19 protein-coding genes are annotated in these 18449 nt (G+C 65.0%); 9 read left to right on the forward strand and 10 right to left on the reverse strand.

Translation table 11 applies throughout. The features are described 5' to 3' along the window. The first annotated feature begins 45 nt into the window (after positions 1–45). Genes DRB87_RS18995 through kefC form a run of 3 tightly spaced genes read left to right on the forward strand, consistent with a single transcriptional unit; the run spans position 46 to position 2704 of the window. Entirely contained in the window at positions 46–612 is a 567-nt protein-coding gene (locus tag DRB87_RS18995; RefSeq protein ID WP_370363112.1) for an NAD(P)H-dependent oxidoreductase, read from the forward strand. Then, complete coding sequence (locus DRB87_RS24355) at positions 609–785, forward strand: hypothetical protein (RefSeq protein ID WP_370363113.1); 177 nt, start codon at positions 609–611, stop codon at positions 783–785. Before DRB87_RS18995 ends, DRB87_RS24355 begins: the two co-directional genes overlap by 4 nt. Further along, entirely contained in the window at positions 785–2704 is a 1920-nt protein-coding gene (gene kefC, locus DRB87_RS19000; RefSeq protein ID WP_130026994.1) for a glutathione-regulated potassium-efflux system protein KefC, read from the forward strand. The genes DRB87_RS24355 and kefC overlap by 1 nt, the downstream gene beginning before the upstream one ends. A gap of 94 nt (positions 2705–2798) precedes the next feature. On the opposite strand, the gene DRB87_RS19005 is transcribed toward kefC, so the two are convergent. The 4 genes from DRB87_RS19005 to DRB87_RS19020 form a co-directional block, all read right to left on the reverse strand. Further along, entirely contained in the window at positions 2799–3206 is a 408-nt protein-coding gene (locus DRB87_RS19005) for a DUF4148 domain-containing protein (RefSeq protein ID WP_017234835.1), read from the reverse strand. Between the two features lie 231 nt (positions 3207–3437). Beyond that, positions 3438–4385, reverse strand: coding sequence for an SRPBCC family protein (locus tag DRB87_RS19010; RefSeq protein ID WP_130026995.1), 948 nt, complete (start codon positions 4383–4385; stop codon positions 3438–3440). Continuing rightward, positions 4369–4725: a helix-turn-helix transcriptional regulator gene (locus tag DRB87_RS19015; RefSeq protein ID WP_017234833.1), complete on the reverse strand. Its 357-nt coding sequence runs from the start codon at positions 4723–4725 to the stop codon at positions 4369–4371. The genes DRB87_RS19010 and DRB87_RS19015 overlap by 17 nt, the downstream gene beginning before the upstream one ends. 55 nt (positions 4726–4780) lie before the next feature. Next, positions 4781–5695, reverse strand: a complete 915-nt coding sequence (locus DRB87_RS19020; RefSeq protein WP_130026996.1) for a bestrophin family protein — start codon at positions 5693–5695, stop codon at positions 4781–4783. A 235-nt stretch (positions 5696–5930) separates the two neighbouring features. On the opposite strand from DRB87_RS19020, the gene DRB87_RS19025 reads away from it, so the two are divergent. Next, a complete protein-coding gene (locus DRB87_RS19025) occupies positions 5931–6305 on the forward strand; it encodes a hypothetical protein (RefSeq protein ID WP_130026997.1) in 375 nt (124 codons plus the stop codon). Positions 6306–6390: 85 nt separating this feature from the next. On the opposite strand, the gene mmsB is transcribed toward DRB87_RS19025, so the two are convergent. From mmsB to DRB87_RS19040, 3 genes are all read right to left on the reverse strand, one after another. Beyond that, positions 6391–7320 carry a 3-hydroxyisobutyrate dehydrogenase gene (gene mmsB, locus DRB87_RS19030; RefSeq protein WP_130026998.1) on the reverse strand — a complete coding sequence of 310 codons (930 nt, stop codon included), beginning with the start codon at positions 7318–7320 and terminating at the stop codon, positions 6391–6393. Between the two features lie 35 nt (positions 7321–7355). Further along, complete coding sequence (locus DRB87_RS19035) at positions 7356–8855, reverse strand: CoA-acylating methylmalonate-semialdehyde dehydrogenase (protein WP_130026999.1); 1500 nt, start codon at positions 8853–8855, stop codon at positions 7356–7358. Positions 8856–9033: 178 nt separating this feature from the next. Next, the gene (locus DRB87_RS19040; RefSeq protein WP_165385363.1) at positions 9034–10272 is read right to left on the reverse strand and encodes an ABC transporter substrate-binding protein; all 1239 of its coding nucleotides are present in this window, start codon (positions 10270–10272) and stop codon (positions 9034–9036) included. A 141-nt stretch (positions 10273–10413) separates the two neighbouring features. On the opposite strand from DRB87_RS19040, the gene DRB87_RS19045 reads away from it, so the two are divergent. Further along, positions 10414–11391, forward strand: coding sequence for a LysR family transcriptional regulator (locus DRB87_RS19045; protein ID WP_130027000.1), 978 nt, complete (start codon positions 10414–10416; stop codon positions 11389–11391). Between the two features lie 6 nt (positions 11392–11397). On the opposite strand, the gene DRB87_RS19050 is transcribed toward DRB87_RS19045, so the two are convergent. Further along, positions 11398–12378, reverse strand: a complete 981-nt coding sequence (locus DRB87_RS19050) for a LysR family transcriptional regulator (RefSeq protein WP_165385364.1) — start codon at positions 12376–12378, stop codon at positions 11398–11400. A 98-nt stretch (positions 12379–12476) separates the two neighbouring features. Between DRB87_RS19050 and DRB87_RS19055 the strand changes: the two genes are divergently transcribed. Then, positions 12477–13715 (forward strand): MFS transporter, encoded by a 1239-nt coding sequence (locus DRB87_RS19055; RefSeq protein WP_130027001.1) that lies wholly within the window; start codon positions 12477–12479, stop codon positions 13713–13715. Between the two features lie 126 nt (positions 13716–13841). Here DRB87_RS19055 and DRB87_RS19060 read toward each other — a convergent pair whose 3' ends face one another. Beyond that, the gene (locus DRB87_RS19060; RefSeq protein WP_130027002.1) at positions 13842–14699 is read right to left on the reverse strand and encodes an arylamine N-acetyltransferase; all 858 of its coding nucleotides are present in this window, start codon (positions 14697–14699) and stop codon (positions 13842–13844) included. Positions 14700–14931: 232 nt separating this feature from the next. Here DRB87_RS19060 and zapE point away from each other — a divergent pair, with 232 nt between their 5' ends. Beyond that, positions 14932–15966: a cell division protein ZapE gene (gene zapE, locus DRB87_RS19065; RefSeq protein ID WP_130027003.1), complete on the forward strand. Its 1035-nt coding sequence runs from the start codon at positions 14932–14934 to the stop codon at positions 15964–15966. 3 nt (positions 15967–15969) lie between these two features. Here zapE and DRB87_RS19070 read toward each other — a convergent pair whose 3' ends face one another. After that, a complete protein-coding gene (locus tag DRB87_RS19070) occupies positions 15970–16863 on the reverse strand; it encodes a LysR family transcriptional regulator (RefSeq protein WP_130027004.1) in 894 nt (297 codons plus the stop codon). A gap of 106 nt (positions 16864–16969) precedes the next feature. Between DRB87_RS19070 and DRB87_RS19075 the strand changes: the two genes are divergently transcribed. Next, positions 16970–17746 carry an NAD(P)H-dependent oxidoreductase gene (locus DRB87_RS19075; RefSeq protein WP_130027005.1) on the forward strand — a complete coding sequence of 259 codons (777 nt, stop codon included), beginning with the start codon at positions 16970–16972 and terminating at the stop codon, positions 17744–17746. Between the two features lie 380 nt (positions 17747–18126). Then, positions 18127–18318 carry a hypothetical protein gene (locus tag DRB87_RS19080; RefSeq protein WP_017234820.1) on the forward strand — a complete coding sequence of 64 codons (192 nt, stop codon included), beginning with the start codon at positions 18127–18129 and terminating at the stop codon, positions 18316–18318. Positions 18319–18449 lie beyond the last annotated feature (131 nt).

The raw sequence follows: 18449 nt of genomic DNA on the forward strand, positions 1-18449 counted from the left end.
CCGACGTGATGTCGGGCGCCAGACGAATGCGGTATGCTCCCCCGCATGACTGCCCCCGCGCCTTCCCCTCTCCCCACCGCCGTCCCGGACATCGATGGCGCCTCCCGTCACGATGCGCCGACGCGAGCCGTCTATGTCATCGTGGCGCACCCGCGCTGGCGGGACTCACGCGTCAATCACCGCTTGCTCGACGCCGCTCGCAGCATCGCAGGTGTCGACGTCAACGACCTGTACTCGACGTATCCCGACTTCAGCATCGACATTGCCGCCGAACAACGGCGCGTTGCGCGCGCCGATCTGGTCGTGCTCGTCCACCCGATCTACTGGTACAGCATGCCGCCGTTGCAGAAGCTCTGGCTCGACGAAGTGCTGTCGTGGGGCTGGGCTTACGGCCACGACGGACATGCGCTCGCGAACAAGGACTTCTGGCTCGTGGCGAGTGCCGGCGGGCCACAGGCGAGCTATCGCCCCGAGGGCTACAACGAGCACGAGTTCTCGGCGTTCCTGCCGCCCTACGAGCAGATGGCGCGCCTGTGCAACATGCGTTTCCTGCCCCGCACGTGTTCTTTGGCGCGCGACGCAGCGACGATGCCGCACTCGACGCCCACGTGAGCGCGTTTGCCGGCAAGCTCGCCACGTACCCGCAATGGCCCGAGCTGATTTCCATGGCAGACGCGCCCGAGTGTCAGGACATTCCGCTCGCCGATCGTCCGCGCTGCGCAACCGGCGTCGCCGACGTGGAGGACACCCGCGCCATGAATGCAAGCCCAGGGAGGGTCGCCTGATGGAACACGTACCCGCCTGGTTGCTCGCCAGCCTGATTTACCTCGCAGCGGCGGTCATTGTGGTGCCGCTGTCGCGTGCGCTGGGACTCGGCGCGATCATCGGCTATCTCGCCGCCGGGATTGCCATCGGTCCCTGGGGACTCGGTCTTGTCGCGCGCGTGGAAGACGTGCTGCATTTCGCCGAATTCGGCGTGGTGCTGATGCTTTTTCTTGTCGGCCTCGAACTGGAACCACGACGCCTGTGGAATCTGCGACGGCCGATCTTTGGATGGGGCTCGGCGCAGGTCGTCGGGTGCGCGGTGCTGCTCTTCGCGGCGGGCGTCGCACTCGGCGCGCCGTGGCGCATCGCCCTCGTCGCGGCCCTGGGCCTCGCGCTCTCGTCGACCGCGATCGCCTTGCAGGTGATGGCCGAGCGCAATCTGCTCGGCACCCCGAGCGGCCAGGCGGGCTTTTCGATCCTGCTGTTCCAGGACGTTGCCGCGATCCCGATCCTCGCGCTGCTGCCCTTGCTGGCCAATTCGTTCGACAGCCACGTGATGACCGGGACGGCGCGCGCGCTCGAAGCCCTGAAAATCGTCGGCGTGATTGCGGCGATCATCCTTGGCGGGCGGCTGGCGTTGCGCCCGCTGCTGCGCTGGATCGCCAACAGCCGCACGCCGGAGATTTTCACGGCGGCGTCGCTGTTGCTCGTCGTCGCCATCGCGGCACTGATGCAATGGGTCGGCCTGTCGATGGCGCTCGGCGCGTTCCTCGCCGGCGTGCTGCTCGCCGAGAGCGAATACCGACGGGAGCTGGAAACCGACATCGAACCGTTCAAGGGGCTTCTGCTCGGGCTGTTCTTCATTGCCGTCGGCATGAGCATCGACTTCGGTGTACTGCTCGCGCAACCGCTGCGCATGATCGCCGTCGTCATCGGCTTCATGGCGCTCAAAGGACTGGCCATCTACGGGGTGTCGCGGTGGATGCAACTGCCCTATCAAGAACGGCCGATCTTCACGCTGCTGCTCGCACAGGGCGGTGAATTCGCCTTCGTGGTGTTCCAGTCGGCCGGACCGCAAGTGCTGCCGCCCGAGGTGTCGTCGTTCCTCATCGGCGCCGTCGCGCTCTCGATGCTGGTCTCGCCGCTGCTGCTCGTGGCCATCGACAAGTGGCTGCTGCCGCGCTACAGCGTGACGGGATCGCCCCGCATGGCAGAGATCGACGAGCCGCAGTCGGCCAGCGTCGTGATCTGCGGCTTTGGACGCTACGGGCAAATCGTCGGCCGCACGCTGGTGCCGCAGGGCGTTTCGGTGACCGTGCTCGATCACGACCCCGACACCATCGAGAGCCTGCGCCAGTTTGGCTTCCGGGTGTTCTACGGCGACGCGACACGACTCGATCTGCTGCGTATCGCGGGCGTGGCGCACGCGCGCGCGGTGGTCGTCGCCGTGGATGATGTCGATCAGTCCCTGGAAATCGTCGACCTGCTTCGCGAACACTTCCCCGACGTGCCCATCGTGGCGCGGGCGCGCAACGTCGGCCATCTGTTCCAGCTTCGCGATCGTGGTGTCGAACACATTGAACGGGAAGTCTTCGAGTCGTCGTTGCGCAGTGCGCGCTCGGTGCTTGAAACCCTGGGCTGGCCGGCGGCCGAGGCGAGAGAGGCGGCGATGGCCTTCCGGCGCGCCAATCAGCAACTGACCGACGAGATGTATCCCGCATACCAGGATCGCAAGGCAATGGTCGCCGCGGCCAAGGAAGGCCGCCGCCAGTTCGAAGAGCAGATGGCACGCGAGCGCGCGCAGCGTCATGCGCGGCGACACGTCACGTTCGGTTGGGACGGCGAGCACGCGACCGACACGGCCCCTGCCCCGGCGCCCACCGACGCACTGGCGTCACGAACCCAGGACAAGCCCGCGGCCGAAGACCAGCGCGCCTGAGCGACGAATCACGATTCGTCGGACGAACAAAAAGCCGTCCCGAGGATTTTCCCTCGGGACGGCTTTTGACGTTACGGCGACCGCCGGCCGGCGATCAGCTGCCTTGGCTGACGTTCAGCTCACCTGCGGCGCGGGCACGCGCCAGTTCCTGCTTCACGCCAGCGCGCGTTGCGCTCGGGCCTTGCGAGGCGACGATCGGGTAGTCGACGTCGTTCTGCGGCACGAGGCCTTGCGCGCGTGCCTGGGCCAGCTCGGCCTTCACGTCGGCGCGGCTCTTGGTCGAGGCCGAAGCGACATAGACCGGATAATCGGCGTCACCGTTCGGGATCAGCCCTTGAGCGCGGGCTTGTGCCAGATCAGCGAGCACGGCGGCACGCGTGAGCGGCTGACCTTGCGAGGCGATCTCGGGGTAGTTGTTGCCGTTCTCGGCAGCGTTGCTGGCCACAGCACCGAACGAAGCCACGGCGGCGATAAGGGCGATTGCGATGTTCTTGCGGTTCATTTTCTTAACTCCTGTCTAGTTTGCGACGACTTTGTTTTCAATTGCGCCGTCGATGGAAGGAAGTCTAGAACTCGCCGCCGAGATGAAAAACGCGATATTTGTCGAGGAACTATTGCGGCTTTCGATGAGAATCGACGCACCACAATGGGGCAATCGCGCTGCGACGAACGCCGCTGCCCCCGAGAGACGGGGCGCAACGGCGTCGCAAGCGTTGGGGAAACGTGCGGGGGCTCAGTCGGCGAGCGAGGCGCCGAGGGCATCGAGCAACTGCTGGGTGCCGCGTTCGCGCGAGCCCGCGTCGTCGTAGCCGTCCAGAAAGGCGCCCTGCTCGGTCATGACGAGTTGCGTGCCGCCATCGTGCGCACGAAGATCGATCGTCGCGAGCGACACGGAGATCTTGCGCGTATCCAGATGCATCTCGTAGGTGTAGACAAGCCGCGCATCGGGCACGACATCGAAGTACACCGCGTCGAACGTGGACACCATGCCGCTAGCCCACCGCCCTTTCGCCAACTCGCGGCCGCCGGGACGCACATCCATGGAGCGCTCGAGCAACGTCAGGCCATCGCTTCTGGCGAACCAGCGATCCTTGGCGTCGCGCTCGGTCAGCGCACGGTACACGCGTGCAGGCGACGCGGCGTACTGACGCTCGATGCGAAAGGTCGCATGCACCACACTGCGCTGCGTTGGCGCCTCCGCGTCGCGCATGACCTCGCGGCCAAGCTTGTCGAGTGTCTGTGCCCAGCCCTGACCGGCACCCGCGGGCATCGAGGCGAATGCGGGATCGTGAATGGTGTAGCGCTGCTCGACATCCAACCGCGTGCCTTGCCCCACTTCCGTGAATTGCGCCGTCGTGCGCGCGCCGAACAGAGCCTGTCCCTTCGCGTCGGTCACTTCCATGTCGATCACCAGACGTGCCGGAGCGTCGATCTCGATGAAACGCCCGCGAATCCAATGCGACTCCCCTTCGGGCGATTGCATGCGCAGGTCGAAAACGCCGCCCACACGGGCATCGATCTTCGCTTCGGGCACGGTGTAGCCGGTCGGGCAAAACCAGCGCTTCACGGCATCGGTGCGGGTCCAGGCGAGAAATACGGTTTCGCGGGTGGTTGCGTAAGTCCGACCGACGCTCAACGGACGCGGCTGCGTTTCGGGTGTGGCTTCACTGGCTGTCCTCATGAACTCCTCCTTCGGGCGGCAGGCTGGCCAGATACTCGCCCAATCGGTCGAGATGGCCCTCCCACTCGTGACGGCGCTGATGAATCCATCGCTCGGCAAGGCTCAGCGCCTGGGGTTCGATCCGGCACGTTCGCACGCGTCCGGCCTTTTCCGTTCGCACCAGCCCCGCACTCTCAAGTACGGCCAGGTGCTGCATGACCGCCTGCAACGACATCGCCAGCGGTTGCGCGAGCGCGCTCACCGACGCCGGCCCCTGCGCCAGCCGCGCAAGCATCGCGCGGCGTGACGCGTCGGCCAGCGCCTGAAAGGTCAGATCGAGGGTGATGTCATGGTCAAGCATGTACTTGAGTATAGATGCTCAGAAAAGTAAAGCAAGCACTTTAGTATCAATTTCGTCAGGTAATGATGTGATGCGCGTTGCGTGGGCGCAGGTGGGCCGTGTGCTGGCGATGGAGGATTTCCCGCAGCGATTGCTCGATGGTCTCGGACATGGCGTTGAGCGCGAGGTCGTTCGGCTCCAGTCCGAACGGCTCCTCGATTTCGGCGCTGACCGCTTCGAGCGCGAAGAAGGTGTACGAGAGGAAGGCCACGACCACCGGCGTCATCGGACCGATCGAATCGACCAGACCGAAGGGCAGCAGCAGACTGTAGAGATAGGTCACACGGTGCAGGATCACGCCATAAGTGAACGGAATCGGCGTGGTGGCGATCCGCTCGCAGCCGCCGATGGCTTCGCCGAGCCGATCCAGATGCATCTCCATGACCTGTGCAAGCGGCGCTTCGATCTGCCCGCGCGAGCGGCGTTCTCGGAGCCATTCGCCCGCCATGAGCAGGATCGCGATGGGCTTGAACTGCTTGCGGGCAAGGCAGGCCACGTCCGCTTTGTCGAGCAGCCGTTCGAAGTCGGCCTGTGGGTCCGTGCCGCGCAACTGATGACGCATGCCATGCACGAAGGCGATGAGATAGGCGACGAAGCGCGACGAATCCGAGGTATCGGACACCAGTGTCATCGACTGGCGGGCCAGCGCGCGCGTCTCGTTGAGCACGCTGCCCCAGAGCATCCGGGCTTCCCAATAGCGGGCGTAGCTCGTGGTATTGCGAAAGCCGAGGAAAATCGCGAGCGTGATGCCGATCAGCGAGAACGGCACGAACGTGAGCGGAATCTTCCATTCGAAGACGCGCCCGTGGGCCAGCGTGACGGCGATCGAGATGAGGGTGGTAAAAATGAGCTGCGGGGCAATCTTGGGAACGATCGAGCCGCGCACGACGAAGAGCATGCGCAGCCAGTTCAGATTGGGTCGGACGATCATGGGGGAATGGAGGCGCTCGCAAGCGCGGAAGGACTGGCTGTGGGGGAAGCCGTTGCGCCGGGATGATACGCCCATATCGGCCGGTTTGAAATGGTTGCAACCGATTGCAACATCGCTGTGCGCCGCCCGGACGGCTGGTGAAAATCGCATTACGCCGCCTTGGCGTACACCAGGACTCAATAACGATCATGAACGTCCCATACCTCACGCCTCACACCGCCGGGGGACCGGCAAGATGCGCGGACTGGCGGCCATCGCGCTGCTGACCGGACTCGCCGGCGCGCTCGGCAGTCTGTCGGGCTGCGTGGTCGAACCGCCGCGTCAAGCGCCTGCGGCGCGCGTCATCGTGGAGCCGGACCCGCATACCGTGGCCGTGCAACGCCGCGAGCAAATCGACCGCCGTATCGGCAATGAATCGCGCGACATCGACAATCACGTCAACCACGGCTATTACCCGCCGCCGCGCGGCAATGAGTTGCACCGCCGCCTTGGCGCCATTGCGCAGGAAACCCGCGACATGGCCGCGCAACACGGCGGTGGCCTGTCGGGCGACGAGCAACGTGCCCTCAATCAGGAACTCGACCAACTGCATCGCATGATCGCCGGCTGACGTCGACACGGCTGCCGCGATCCGCAAAGACAACGCCCGTCGGCCGCTAGCCGACGGGCGTTTCAATGGCCTTGCCGGACAACCGTTACTTCACGGCCAATGCCTGCGCCAGCGTGACCGGATCCTGGAAAATGCTCGAGAAGTCGAGCGCGCCGTGCCCGTTGGCCCGATGCACCTCGAAGATGCGCCGCGCCAGATCGCCGAGCGGGGTCGCCACGTCGCCGGCCACCGCCGCCCCGTGGGCGAGACGCAAGTCTTTCGCCATCAGATCGGTGGCAAAACCGCCGGTGTAACCGCGCGACGACGCCGCATTCTCCATCACGCCCGGACACGGGTTGTAGACCTCCAGCGTCCAATTGCGCCCGGAGCTCTGCTGCATAACCGCCGAGAGCACCTTCGGGTCGAGTCCGTTGGCGATCCCCAGACGCAGCGCCTCGCTCGTGCCCGCCATCAGAATACCGAGCAGCATGTTGTTGCACAGCTTGAGCGTCTGTCCCGCGCCCAGCGGCCCACCGTGATGAATCGCTCGCCCCATGTTGCCGAGCAGCGGCCGCATGCGCTCGACGAGCGCTGCATCGCCGCCCACCATGAACGTCAGCGTGCCCGCGGCCGCCCCCGCCGTGCCGCCGGAGACCGGCGCGTCGAGCAACGGCGTGCCCGGACGCGCGAGCGTCGCCAACTGGCGCGGAATTTCCGGCGGCACCGTGCTGCTGTCGATCAGCACCGCGTCCGGCGCGGCGTGCGCGAGCACACCGTCCGGACCATCGTACGCCGCGAGCACATGCTCGCCGGCGGGCAGCATCGTGATGACCACCTGAGCGTTTCGCACCGCGTCGGCAATCGAAGTGGCCGCCGTGCCACCGGCCGCTGTGAGTCGCGCGAGCGCCGCGTCCGACAAGTCGAAGCCGCGCACCGCGTGCCCCGCCTTCACCAGATTCGCCGCCATCGGCCCGCCCATGTTGCCGAGCCCGATGAAGGCGACACGCCAGGCGTCTTGTTGCGTTTCCGTAGCCATCGTCTGTCTCCGAATCTTCGAAAGAGTCGTGCGCGTTACTTCAACGTGATCGTCGTGTTCACGCCCGCCGGGCCCGTGCCGCGCGCTTGCCAGCGTGCCGTCACGGTCTTGGTCTGCGTCCAGAACAGAATCGCTTGTTTGCCGTTCGGCCCCAGATCGCCCAACTTCGACGCACGCGACCCGGTGAAGCTGAACCAGGCGACCGGCACCGGAATCGGCAGGTTGATCCCGACCTGCCCAACGTCGATCTCGTTCTGGAACTGACGCGCCGCCCCGCCATCCTGCGTGAACAGCGCCACGCCATTGCCGTTGGGATTGGCGTTGACGAAGGCGATCGCTTCATCGAGCGTATCGACGCCCGTCATGCACAGCACCGGTCCGAAAATCTCGTCGCGGTAGATCGACATGTCAGCCGTGACATCGTCGAAAATCGTGGGGCCGACGAAGTTGCCGTCGGGCGCTTCCTTGACCGTGTGGCCGCGGCCGTCGAGCAGCAGTTTCGCGCCCTCCTCCACGCCCGCGCCAATGAGCTTCTCGACGCGCGCACGCGCCTGCTTCGACACCACAGGGCCGAGATCCGCCGTGCGGTCGGAGCCCGGACCGACCTTGAGTGCGCGCGCACGGGCCACCAGCTCAGGCACCCACGCGCGCGCCTCGCCCACGAGCACCGCCACGGACGTGGCCATGCAACGCTGCCCCGCCGCGCCGAACGCCGCGCCCAGCAGATGGTTGATGGCCTGCTCGCGATCCGCGTCGGGCAGGATCACGCAGTGGTTCTTCGCGCCCATCATTGCCTGGCAGCGCTTGCCCGCCTCCGAGGCGCGACGATAGATATGCGTGCCAACGTGCGTCGAGCCGATGAACGACACGGCCTTGATGTCCGGGTGATCGCAAATGCCGTTGGCGATGTCCGGCCCGCCATGCACGACATTGAGCACGCCCGGCGGCAGGCCGGCTTCGAGTGCGAGTTCGGCCAGGCGCAGCGACGCGCTCGGATCCTGCTCGGACGGCTTGAGCACGAACGTGTTGCCGGTGGCCACCGCCAGCGGGAACATGAAGCACGGCAGCATCACCGGGAAGTTGAACGCGGTGATCCCGGCGCACACGCCCAGCGGCTCGATCAGCGTGTAGACGTCAACGCCGCCCGCGGCGTTCTGCGCGTACTCGCCCAACTGTAGCGAGGCAATCGAGCATGCGTGCTCGACGACTTCGAGGCCGCGCCCGACTTCGCCTTCGGCGTCGGGCAACGTCTTGCCGTGCTCACGCGTGATCAACTCGGCGAGTTCGCCGGTATGCTCTCGCAGCAGTTGCTGAAAGCGCAGCATCACACGCATGCGGTTGGCTTGCGACGTATTGCGCCAGCCCTTGTAGGCCGCCTTGGCCGACGCCACGGCGGTATCGAGTTCTTCCGTCGTGGCAAACGGCACGCGTGCGACGACTTCCTGCGTGGCCGGGTTCACAACGTCGCGCCACTGCGAGGACTTCGACTCGACGCGCTTGCCGTCGATCAGCAGCGGAATGGTGGGTAGGGACATGACATGCTCTCCTGATGGAAACGAATGCGAGGATTCGGGGCGAAAAGACTGCGAATGATTTCAGAGTTCGGTGGAAGGCGGGCTGCGGTGAGTGAGCGCGCAGCGCCGCCGGCAATTACAAGATAGGCAATCGCAGCGAGGCCTGCGCCGCGACGATCCCGTGACGATCAAGCGTCACTCACTTCGCCGCCGTGCTCGTCTTCACGAGCGAGCACGTCGATTTCGACAACGGCTGGAAGGCTTGCGTCGCGGGCACCGTGGCGACCTTGGTGTAGTAGTCCCACGGGCCTTTCGACTCGGCCGGCGACTTTACGCGGAACAGGTACATGTCGTGGATCACCCGCCCGTCCGGACGAATCGAGGCGTTGTGCATGATCGGATCGCGAATCGGCATTTCCCGCATTTTTTGCGCGACCACCTTGGCATCCACGCTCTGAGACGCCGCTACCGCACGCAAGTAATGCAGCACACTCGAATACACGCCCGCCTGCACCATCGTCGGCTTCAGATCCTTGTACTTTTTCTGGAAGCGGGCCGACCAGACACGCGAGGCGTCGTCCTGATCCCAGTAAAAGCCATCGGTAAACAACAAGCCCTGCGCCGTGTTCAGGCCGAGCGCATGAACATCCGACAGGAAGACCAGCAGCGCCGCCAACTTCTGCCCGCGTTGCACAATGCCGAATTCGCGTGCCTGCTTGAGCGCGTTGACGGTGTCCTGCCCGCCGTTGGCGAGCGCCACGACCTGTGCCTTCGAGCTTTGCGCCTGCAACAGGAACGACGCATAGTCGGACGCATTGAGCGGATGTCGCGACTGTCCCAGGACCGTGCCGCCGAGCGTCTTCACGATATCGGCGGCGTCTTTCTCCAGGGAGTGCCCGAAGGCATAGTCGACGGTGATGAAGTACCACGATTTTCCACCGTCGCCGACCACGGCGCGCGCGGTTGCCGCCGACTGCGAGTAGGTGTCGAACATCCAGTGAAAGCCCGTGGGCGAACAGTCTTCGTTCGTCAGTCGCGTGGTCGCCGGGCCCGAGAACAACGTCACGCGTTGCTTGTCCATGGCGATCTTCTGCACCGCCAGGGCGGCCGCCGAGTTCGTGAGATCGGCAATCGCATCGACATTGTCGCGATCAAACCATTCCCGGGCCTTGTTGGCGGCGACATCGGCCTTGTTCTGGTTGTCGGCCGACACCAGGGCAATCTTCATGCCCTTGCACTCGGCCGCCAGACAATCGTCGATCGCCATTTGCGCGGCCGCCACCGAGCCGGCACCGCCCATCGCCGAATACGGTCCCGACATGTCGGTGAGTACGCCCACCTTCACCGGGCGATCCGGCAACTGCGCCATACCCGCCACCGACATCAACCCCAAGCCCACGCCGAATCCCAGCGCGAGCAGCCACGGCTTGATCTTCATCGCTTCGTCTCCTTCAGGTCTTTTATGCGTTCGTCGTCGCCGTCTATGCGCGGCGCTCATGAATTGTATTTGTGCGAATTTGCTTTACATAGCGAATATATGCATCTACTTTGTGCATAAATACACATAGGAGGTTGCGCAATGGTTCGCACCGCCGCGGCACGGCCGTCGGGCATCGCTGGCGCTTCGGGGGCGGAGCCGCGTCCCGACTGGGACGACTTGCGCTACTTCCTGGAGGTCGCGCGCACACAGCGCGTAAGCGCGGCGGCGCAGCGCCTGGGGGTCGATCACACGACGGTCTCGCGACGGGTGCGCGCGCTGGAGCAGTCGCTCGGCACGCTGTTGTTCGACAAATCGCGCAACGCGGGCTTTGCCCTGACGCCCGAGGGGCAGCAGCTCCTCGTCTACGCGGAGCAAATGGAGACCACGCTGCAATCGGCGTGCGAGCAGGTGGCGGGGCTCGGGCAAACGCTCTCGGGCCACGTTCGTATCGGCTCGACGGAAGCGTTCGGCACGTACTTCGTCACACCGGTCCTCTCACGCTTTCAGCGCGAATACCCGGCCATCGCCTTCGACGTGCTGCCGGTGCCGCGCTTCGTGAGCCTGTCGAAGCGAGAGGCCGACCTGGCGATCACCATCGAACGCCCTCAGCGCGGGCCGTATGTGTGCAGCAAGCTGTGCGACTACCGTCTGCAGTTGTATGCGACGCCCGGTTATCTCGCGCAATACGGCGATGTCGCGACGTTCGCGGATCTGTCCGGACGCCGGTTCATCAGCTATGTCGACGAACTCACGTTCAGCAAGGAGCTGCGTTATCTGGAGGACATCGTGCCCGGGGGCAACGTCGTGCTGCGCAGCACGAGCGTCATCGCCCAGTATCAGGCGGCGTTGCAGGGCGAGGCGCTGGCGATCCTGCCGTGCTTCATGGCCGCGCAGGATGCCCGGCTGGTGCCGCTGCTCGTCGACGAAGTGGTCGTCACGCGCAGCTTCTGGATCTATTGCCACGAGGAATTGCGCTCGCTCAAGCGCATTACGGTGCTTTGGGATTATTTACGCGACGCCGCCCAGCGTAATGACGCCCTGTTGCAAGGCCAATCCGGGCAACTGCGGCTGGTCTGATTCCGATCAGCGAATCTTGCGTTGCTCGGCGTCGATCACGGCGGGAATGGCCGAGCGCATCGCTTCGATGAAGCGGCGCAGCCGGGCCGGATAGTACTTCGCATACGGGTAGATGAGGTACATCGGCAAGGCCGTCGAGCGCCATGGCGGCATGAGTTGGATCAGGCGCCCCTGCGCCACGTCTTCGGCCATCAGCCATGCCGAACAGACCGCCACCCCCAACCCGCGCAATGCGGCACTGCGCAATGCATAGAGGTTGTCCGTGCTCATGCGTGGATCGAATGTGACGCGGGCCGTCTCGTGCGTTTGCTCGTGCGTGAGCGTGATGTCGTTGCGGTAGAACGTGGTGAGCGAGAGCCACGGCAACGAGGCGAGATCCGAGGGATGCGAGGGCAGTGGATGTCCGCGCAGCACATCGGGCGACGCCACGACGATGCGCGGCACGTCGGTCAGCGAAATCGCTACATTCGACGGGTCGCGCAGTTCGCCCACGTGAATCGCGCAGTCGATGCCTTCCGCAATGAAATCGGGCTCGCGGTCCTGCAAGAACCAATGCACCTTCATCCCGGCGTAGCGCTCTAGAAAGTCAGCGAGCGGGCCGATCATCATTTCCTGACCGAACGCGTGGGGCACGAGCACGCGCAAGGTGCCCTCCGGGTCGTCGCCGGTGCCGCGCAGATCGGCTTCGAACGCCTCCCAGCTCGTCACCAGTTCCTTCGCCCGAACGAAGCAACGCTCACCGTCCTCGGTGAGCTTCATGCGATGCGTCGAGCGTTGCAGCAAGCGAAGTCCCAGCGAGCGTTCGAGCATCTGCAAACGCCGGCTGACGGTCGGCTGCGTGGTGCCGAGCAGCGCTGCGGCGGCCGACAGACTGCCAGCCTCGACGATGCGCACGAACGTCTGCATCAGCTCGACGCGGTCGGCGCCGCCGCCTCGGCCGGCGGGCCCATCGGTACCAAAGGCAGGGGAATGAAGGGGCTCTGTCATACGTAACACGTATAAAGGTTGTACGGATTATAGGCCTACCACCGCACCGCACCAAGCGCGACACTACGGCCCGTACCTTGCTACTGGAGCCTCACTTCATGCGTTCTGCTCAGATTTCCAGCGCCACTGGCGCGAATCAGGTCGCCACGCGAGCGCAGCCCGAGTTGTCTGCCCGGCTTATCCTGCTGCTGGCAACGGGCACCGGCCTGACGGTCGCCTCGCTGTACTACGCCCAGCCGATGCTGGGCATCATGACCGACGACATCCACGCCGCCAACACGACGGTCGGCTGGGTCCCGACGCTCACGCAGCTCGGCTACGCGCTGGGCATTCTGCTGCTGGTGCCGCTCGGCGACATTATCGACCGGCGTCGTATCGTGCTCGTCAAGGGCGCGATTCTCACGCTCGCGCTGCTGCTGGCCGCCTTTGCGCCGGGCATTGGCACGCTGCTCGTCGCGAGTCTGGCCATTGGGCTGACCGCGACGATGGCACAGGACATCGTGCCCGCCGCGGCCGCGATCGCGCCCGAATCGATCCGGGGCCGAGTCGTCGGCACCGTGATGACCGGACTGTTGTTGGGCATTCTGCTCTCGCGCGTGGTGTCCGGCTTCGTGGCCCAGAACTTCGGTTGGCGGGCGATGTATGTCGTCGCCGCCATCAGCGTGGCCGGTTTCGGCGTGGTGGCATGGCGCGGCCTGCCGTCGTTTCATCCGACGACGCAGATGACCTATCGCCAATTGCTCGGTTCGGTGGCCGGCCTGTGGCGTCGTCATCCGGCGCTGCGCCGGGCGGCGTTGGCGCAGGGCCTGCTGTCGGTCGGCTTCAGCGCCTTCTGGTCGACGCTCGCCGTCATGCTGCACGACGCTCCGTTCCATCTGGGCGCGGCCGCGGCGGGGGCATTCGGTCTGGCAGGCGCGGCCGGGGCGCTCGGCGCACCGCTGGCCGGCCGCATCGCGGATCGCAAGGGTCCGCAGATCGTCACCCGTCTTGGGGCGAGCCTGGTGGCCGTATCCTTCGCGGCGATGCTCTTAGCGCCCATGCTCGGCGCCCATGCCCAACTGTGGCTGATCGGTCTGGCCGCCATCGGCTTCGACCTGGGTGTGCAGGTCGCGCTGGTCTCGCATCAAACCATCGTGTACGGCATCGAGCCCGCCGCCCGCAGCCGCCTGAACGCTGTGCTTTTCGTCGGTGTCTTCATCGGCATGTCGATCGGCGCGGCACTCGGTGCCCAGGCATTGGCCCACTGGGGCTGGACGGGCGTCGCATCGCTCGCCACGCTGGCGGCCCTCGCCGCGCTCGCCGTGCGACTGTGGCCCGGCACGACGTCGGCGCACTGACGCGTAGCCCGCCGCTGACGACGACGGGACAAAGATACCCAGGCCGCTTCCCTCGGGAGGCGGCCTTGTCGTTTGGCGCGTTGGGTAATTAGGGAGCGCTGGGCGAGTGCATGGCGCCGACAACGCTCAGCTGGCGGCCTTTGCGGCACAGGCGCGCACCTGGTCGTACAAAGCGTCGATATCGATGCCGTCAAGCCTCAGTCCGAAACGTTCCTGCAGCACCTGCGCGAGTTGCGCCGCCGACGCGATGTCGGTTTGCGCCACGACGTCGCCTTGCGCCGAGCGCTCCGTCAGCGTGGTGTTGAGCAGCGCAATGCGTCCCAGCGGCAGCACACGGCAGACAATGAGCTGATTCCGGAAGATGGAATCGGGCGCGCTCGACGTATACCAATTGCCCAGCTTGTAGTCGATCCACTCGGCGGGCTTCGGCGCAAAGCGATAGACAGGCAACCACTTGTCGGCGGAGCGCACGCTCAGGCGGTACTCGCTGGGTGGCCCGCCGGCCTCCGTGCGAACCGTCTCCAGTCGGAACGTTTCCAGCAGGGTCGACTGGGGTTGCGCCGAATGCAGGCGCAGCGGTGCCGTGAGCGTGACGGAGCCGAAACCTACATCGGCCAGCCAGGCCTCGCCGTCGAGATCGACGCGCAGCAGCATGTGCGTGAGCGGCGCTTCCCCATCAAACGCGCGCCCCCACACGACGCGGCCGATCAAGGGCGTGACCGCGAATCCGAGATGGGTCAGCGCGTTGGCGAACAGCGCGTTCTGCTCGAAGCAGTAGCCGCCGCGTCCGCCATCGAGCAACTTGGCAACGACCGACGGCAGATCGACGTCGACCGGCTGGCCACGAATCGGATCGAGATTCTCGAACGGAATGGCCAGCGGATGCAGCGAGTGGATGGCGCGCAGAACATCGAGCGTTGCTTCACGCGGGCCGGTGTAGCCGATGCGCTGAAAATAGCGTTCCGGATCGAAGGGATGAGACATGCCTGACGTCCTCTTGAGGGATGCGGACCTACGCAGAGCCCATACGTTAGCGCATCCGCCGCGTCTTTGCGCGATGCCGTCACGGCGACGAGGTGAGCGGGCGATCAGGCGATGCCGAAATTCGCGGATTTCGCACCGCAGTCCAAATTAGCCCGAACCGCGCAGCGTCGGTATAGTGGCCCCCATTGGCCGGCCGGGTATGCCGGCTGCTGCTATCCGGAGTCTGCTTTACATGATCGACATTGCGCGCGTGACGCGGGCGCTGGCTGAGCGCCACGTCCGTCCCGACCTTCGCCAACGCGACGCCCTCGCCGCGCTCACCGCGCTGCTGGGGACCACCAGGCCGGCCTTCGACGGCGTGTACTGCTACGGACGCCCCGGGCGCGGCAAGAGCCTCGTCGTGGACGCCGCCTTCGCCGTCGCCGAGTGCGAGAAGCGGCGCGTGCACTTTCACGAATTCCTGCGCGACATCCATCGGCAACTCGTGCGCGAACCGGCATGCGACGACCGACTCTTGGCGGTGGCGAATCGCTGGCTCCACGGCGTCGCGTTACTGTGTTTCGATGAGTTTCACGTCCACGACATTGCCGATGCTTTCCTGATCGGACGATTTCTCGACATCGCGCTGGCGCGGGGTGTGCGGCTGGTGCTGACGTCGAACTATGCGCCGCAGCAGTTGTTGCCGGACCCCGAGTTTCACGAGCGTTTCGAGCCGACCATCGCCGTGATTCTGCAACGCTTCGCGGTCGTGCATTTCGACGGCGCCACCGACTACCGCATGGGCGGCGAAGCGGCACGGCTACCGCGCTGGATCGCCCCCCCCGACGAAGCCCGCGACCTCTTGCCGCTACGTTATGCCGAATTGGAGGGGCGACCCGCGTCAAATCCGTCGACGGTGACGATCGCCGGCCGTGCACTGCCGGCACAAAGCGCAGGCGCGCGCGTGCTGTGGGCCAATTTCGACGACCTTTGCGTCGCACATCGCTCGCATCTGGATTACCTCGCGCTTGCCGAGCGCTGGCCATCCTTGATCGTGGGCGATCTGCACGTCGAACGGCTCCGGCGCCCCGACACGCTGCAACGATTCCTGTGGCTGATCGACATTTGTTATGACCGCCAACGCACGTTGCTGATCGCGTCCGACATGCCGCTCATTCCCGCGCTCGATGCGCTGCGCGACTGGCGCGATCTGTCGCGCACGATCAGCCGACTGGCCGAGATGGGATCGCGCGACTACGAGCGCCGTACGCTCGTTCGCCCGAGCTGAGGGTCACACGACGCTCGCGATGCATTCCCGCAGCCATTGATGCGACGAATCGCGATGCACACGCTCGTGCCAGTACATCGAGATCTCGAAGCCCGGCAGGTCGACGGGCGACGGCGTCACCTGCAACGCCGGATCGTCGCGAACGAGGCGTTCGGGGGCCATCGCCACCAGATCCGTGCTGGCGAGCGCGGATCGCAGGAAGAGAAAATGCGGCACGGACAGGACGACGCGCCGCGATGCCCCTAGCCTCGCGAGGGCATCGTCGGTGCTCGCGTGGAAGCCGCCGCCGTCCTGCGACACAATGACGTGCTCCAGCTCGCAGAACTGCTTGAGCGTGGGCCGTCGCTTGAGCTTCGGATGCCCACGCCGTCCCACCAGAACGTAGCGCTCCGCGAACAGGGCCTTGCGACGCAAGCCCTGTGGTGCGCCATCCGTTGTGTGAAACGCGATATCGACGATACCCTGCTCCGCCTGCCGGGCAACGCGCGACGGCGACAGATCGAACACCGCCAGGCGCGTGCGTGGCGCCGCCGCTCGCAGGCGCTGAAGCACCGGCAGTACCAGGGTCGACTCCGTGTAATCGGTGGCGGCAATACGCCAGGTCAATTCAGCGTTGGCCGGATCGAAAGCCGCAGCGGGTGAGACGGCACGTGAGAGCGATTCAAGCGCATCGCGCAACGGCTCGCGCAGCGCCTCTGCGCGCGCGGTAGGGCGCATGCCACGCGGCCCCGGGAGCAACAGTGGATCGCCGAGCAAATCGCGCAACTTCGCCAGATGCACACTGACCGCCGGCTGAGACATGTACAGCCGCTCGGCGGCACGTGTCACGTTCTGTTCGGCAAGCAGAACATCGAGCGTGACCAGCAGATTCAGATCGATACGTCGCAAATTATTCATCGTTATACCTGGCATATCAGGAATTCATTTCTAATATACCTCCCGTGCGCCTAACCTGCATGTGTTCACTGAAACGAATGAACCCAATCGCAACGGAGTTTGAAAAATGAATGTACTGATTGTTTATGCCCACCCGCAACCGCGCTCGCTCAACGGCGCATTACGCGACTTTGCTGTGCAGCGACTCGAAGCGGCCGGGCACCACGTGCAAGTCTCGGATCTGTATGCAATGCAGTGGAAGAGCACCATCGACGAGGACGACGCGCCGCAACGCAATGCGAGCGAGCCGTTCCATGCATCGCTCGACTCGAAGCATGCGTTCGCGAGCGGCACGCAGCGCGCCGACATCGCCCGCGAGCAGGCGAAGCTGCGCTGGGCGGACACGGTGATCCTGCAATTCCCGCTGTGGTGGTTCTCGATGCCGGCGATCATGAAGGGATGGTTTGATCGCGTGTATGCCTACGGCTTCGCGTATGGCGTTGGCGAGCACTCGAATACGCATTGGGGCGACCGCTACGGCGAAGGGTCGATGGCGGGCAAGCGCGCAATGCTCGTGGTGACGACCGGCGGCTGGGACTCGCACTACAGCGATCGCGGCATCAACGGTCCCATTGACGATGTGCTGTTCCCGATTCAGCACGGCATGTTGTTCTACCCGGGGTTCGACGTGTTGCCACCCTACGTCGCCTTCCGGACGGGACGCATCGACGCCGAGCGCTTTGCACAGATTCAGCGCGAGCTGGGCGAGCGTCTCGATACACTCGCCACGACGGCGCCGATTCCCTATCGGCGGCAGAACCACGGCGAATACGACATTCCGGCGCTCACGCTCAAGGACAACGTCGCCAACGGACAGACGGGGTTTGCCGCGCATATCGGCTGACAGGGGGCGTGTCGTCGGATGCCACAGTCGGCGGGCGTTCGGCGGCACAAAGCATTGCGCGATGCGCGGAACACGCGTATAAGTGACAAAGAGAATCTCAAGTCTGACGCTTGTCCACACCGCGTCAATCTCCTCGATCCTTGCGAGATTCAATCAGTCGGTCGAAGCGAATTCGATCACTTCGCGAGAACCGACCTACGTCGTTTGATGAGGTGCACGGTCCAATAGCGTTGCAGGCATCGACAAACCCACCCAACTCAATAGCCCATCGCTACGCGACCGATCTTGTTCGTGAGCCATGTGCGGGTATCTCAGGCCCGACGCGAAATGTGCGTCGGTCAACGCGGCTCGCAGTTATCTCATCCATGTCAGGAGCACGAATGCTCACGCTGTCGAAGCAGGCCATAGTCGCTGCCATTTATCGCGTCATTCGAAATGACGACCCCCCTTCGGATGCCATCATTAACGCGCTGCTGGCGCGTGAACTGGTCTGCCGAGTGGGCGAGCGCCTCGAATTGACGCCGTATGGCAGATCGTACTGCCGGTCCGCCTACGTCCCCGCCTGGTGCTGATCGCAACGCGGTAACGCGTTAGCGCCTTACCGCGACAATGCGGCCTCCCATGGCCGTGTGGCCGGTCTCCAGGACATGCCGCACGTCAGCGTGTCGGCGTGTCAAGGTGCCTGCGCGCTCTGTCGGCACCC

The sequence above is a fragment of the Pandoraea sp. XY-2 genome (assembly GCF_004193915.1).
Lineage (GTDB): Bacteria > Pseudomonadota > Gammaproteobacteria > Burkholderiales > Burkholderiaceae > Pandoraea > Pandoraea cepalis.

Excerpts from the sequence above, each read along its gene's own strand:
- DRB87_RS19045 (WP_130027000.1), top strand. The coding sequence starts at position 10,414 with ATGGTTCGCACCGCCGCGGCACGGCCGTCGGGCATCGCTGGCGCTTCG.
- DRB87_RS19075 (WP_130027005.1), top strand. The coding sequence starts at position 16,970 with ATGAATGTACTGATTGTTTATGCCCACCCGCAACCGCGCTCGCTCAAC.
- DRB87_RS19055 (WP_130027001.1), top strand. The coding sequence starts at position 12,477 with ATGCGTTCTGCTCAGATTTCCAGCGCCACTGGCGCGAATCAGGTCGCC.
- zapE (WP_130027003.1), top strand. The coding sequence starts at position 14,932 with ATGATCGACATTGCGCGCGTGACGCGGGCGCTGGCTGAGCGCCACGTC.
- kefC (WP_130026994.1), top strand. The coding sequence starts at position 785 with ATGGAACACGTACCCGCCTGGTTGCTCGCCAGCCTGATTTACCTCGCA.
- DRB87_RS19070 (WP_130027004.1), bottom strand. The coding sequence starts at position 16,863 with ATGAATAATTTGCGACGTATCGATCTGAATCTGCTGGTCACGCTCGAT.
- DRB87_RS19010 (WP_130026995.1), bottom strand. The coding sequence starts at position 4,385 with ATGAGGACAGCCAGTGAAGCCACACCCGAAACGCAGCCGCGTCCGTTG.
- DRB87_RS19015 (WP_017234833.1), bottom strand. The coding sequence starts at position 4,725 with ATGCTTGACCATGACATCACCCTCGATCTGACCTTTCAGGCGCTGGCC.
- DRB87_RS19035 (WP_130026999.1), bottom strand. The coding sequence starts at position 8,855 with ATGTCCCTACCCACCATTCCGCTGCTGATCGACGGCAAGCGCGTCGAG.
- DRB87_RS18995 (WP_370363112.1), top strand. The coding sequence starts at position 46 with ATGACTGCCCCCGCGCCTTCCCCTCTCCCCACCGCCGTCCCGGACATC.
- DRB87_RS19025 (WP_130026997.1), top strand. The coding sequence starts at position 5,931 with ATGCGCGGACTGGCGGCCATCGCGCTGCTGACCGGACTCGCCGGCGCG.
- DRB87_RS19080 (WP_017234820.1), top strand. The coding sequence starts at position 18,127 with ATGCTCACGCTGTCGAAGCAGGCCATAGTCGCTGCCATTTATCGCGTC.
- DRB87_RS19050 (WP_165385364.1), bottom strand. The coding sequence starts at position 12,378 with ATGACAGAGCCCCTTCATTCCCCTGCCTTTGGTACCGATGGGCCCGCC.
- mmsB (WP_130026998.1), bottom strand. The coding sequence starts at position 7,320 with ATGGCTACGGAAACGCAACAAGACGCCTGGCGTGTCGCCTTCATCGGG.
- DRB87_RS19060 (WP_130027002.1), bottom strand. The coding sequence starts at position 14,699 with ATGTCTCATCCCTTCGATCCGGAACGCTATTTTCAGCGCATCGGCTAC.
- DRB87_RS19040 (WP_165385363.1), bottom strand. The coding sequence starts at position 10,272 with ATGAAGATCAAGCCGTGGCTGCTCGCGCTGGGATTCGGCGTGGGCTTG.
- DRB87_RS19020 (WP_130026996.1), bottom strand. The coding sequence starts at position 5,695 with ATGATCGTCCGACCCAATCTGAACTGGCTGCGCATGCTCTTCGTCGTG.
- DRB87_RS19005 (WP_017234835.1), bottom strand. The coding sequence starts at position 3,206 with ATGAACCGCAAGAACATCGCAATCGCCCTTATCGCCGCCGTGGCTTCG.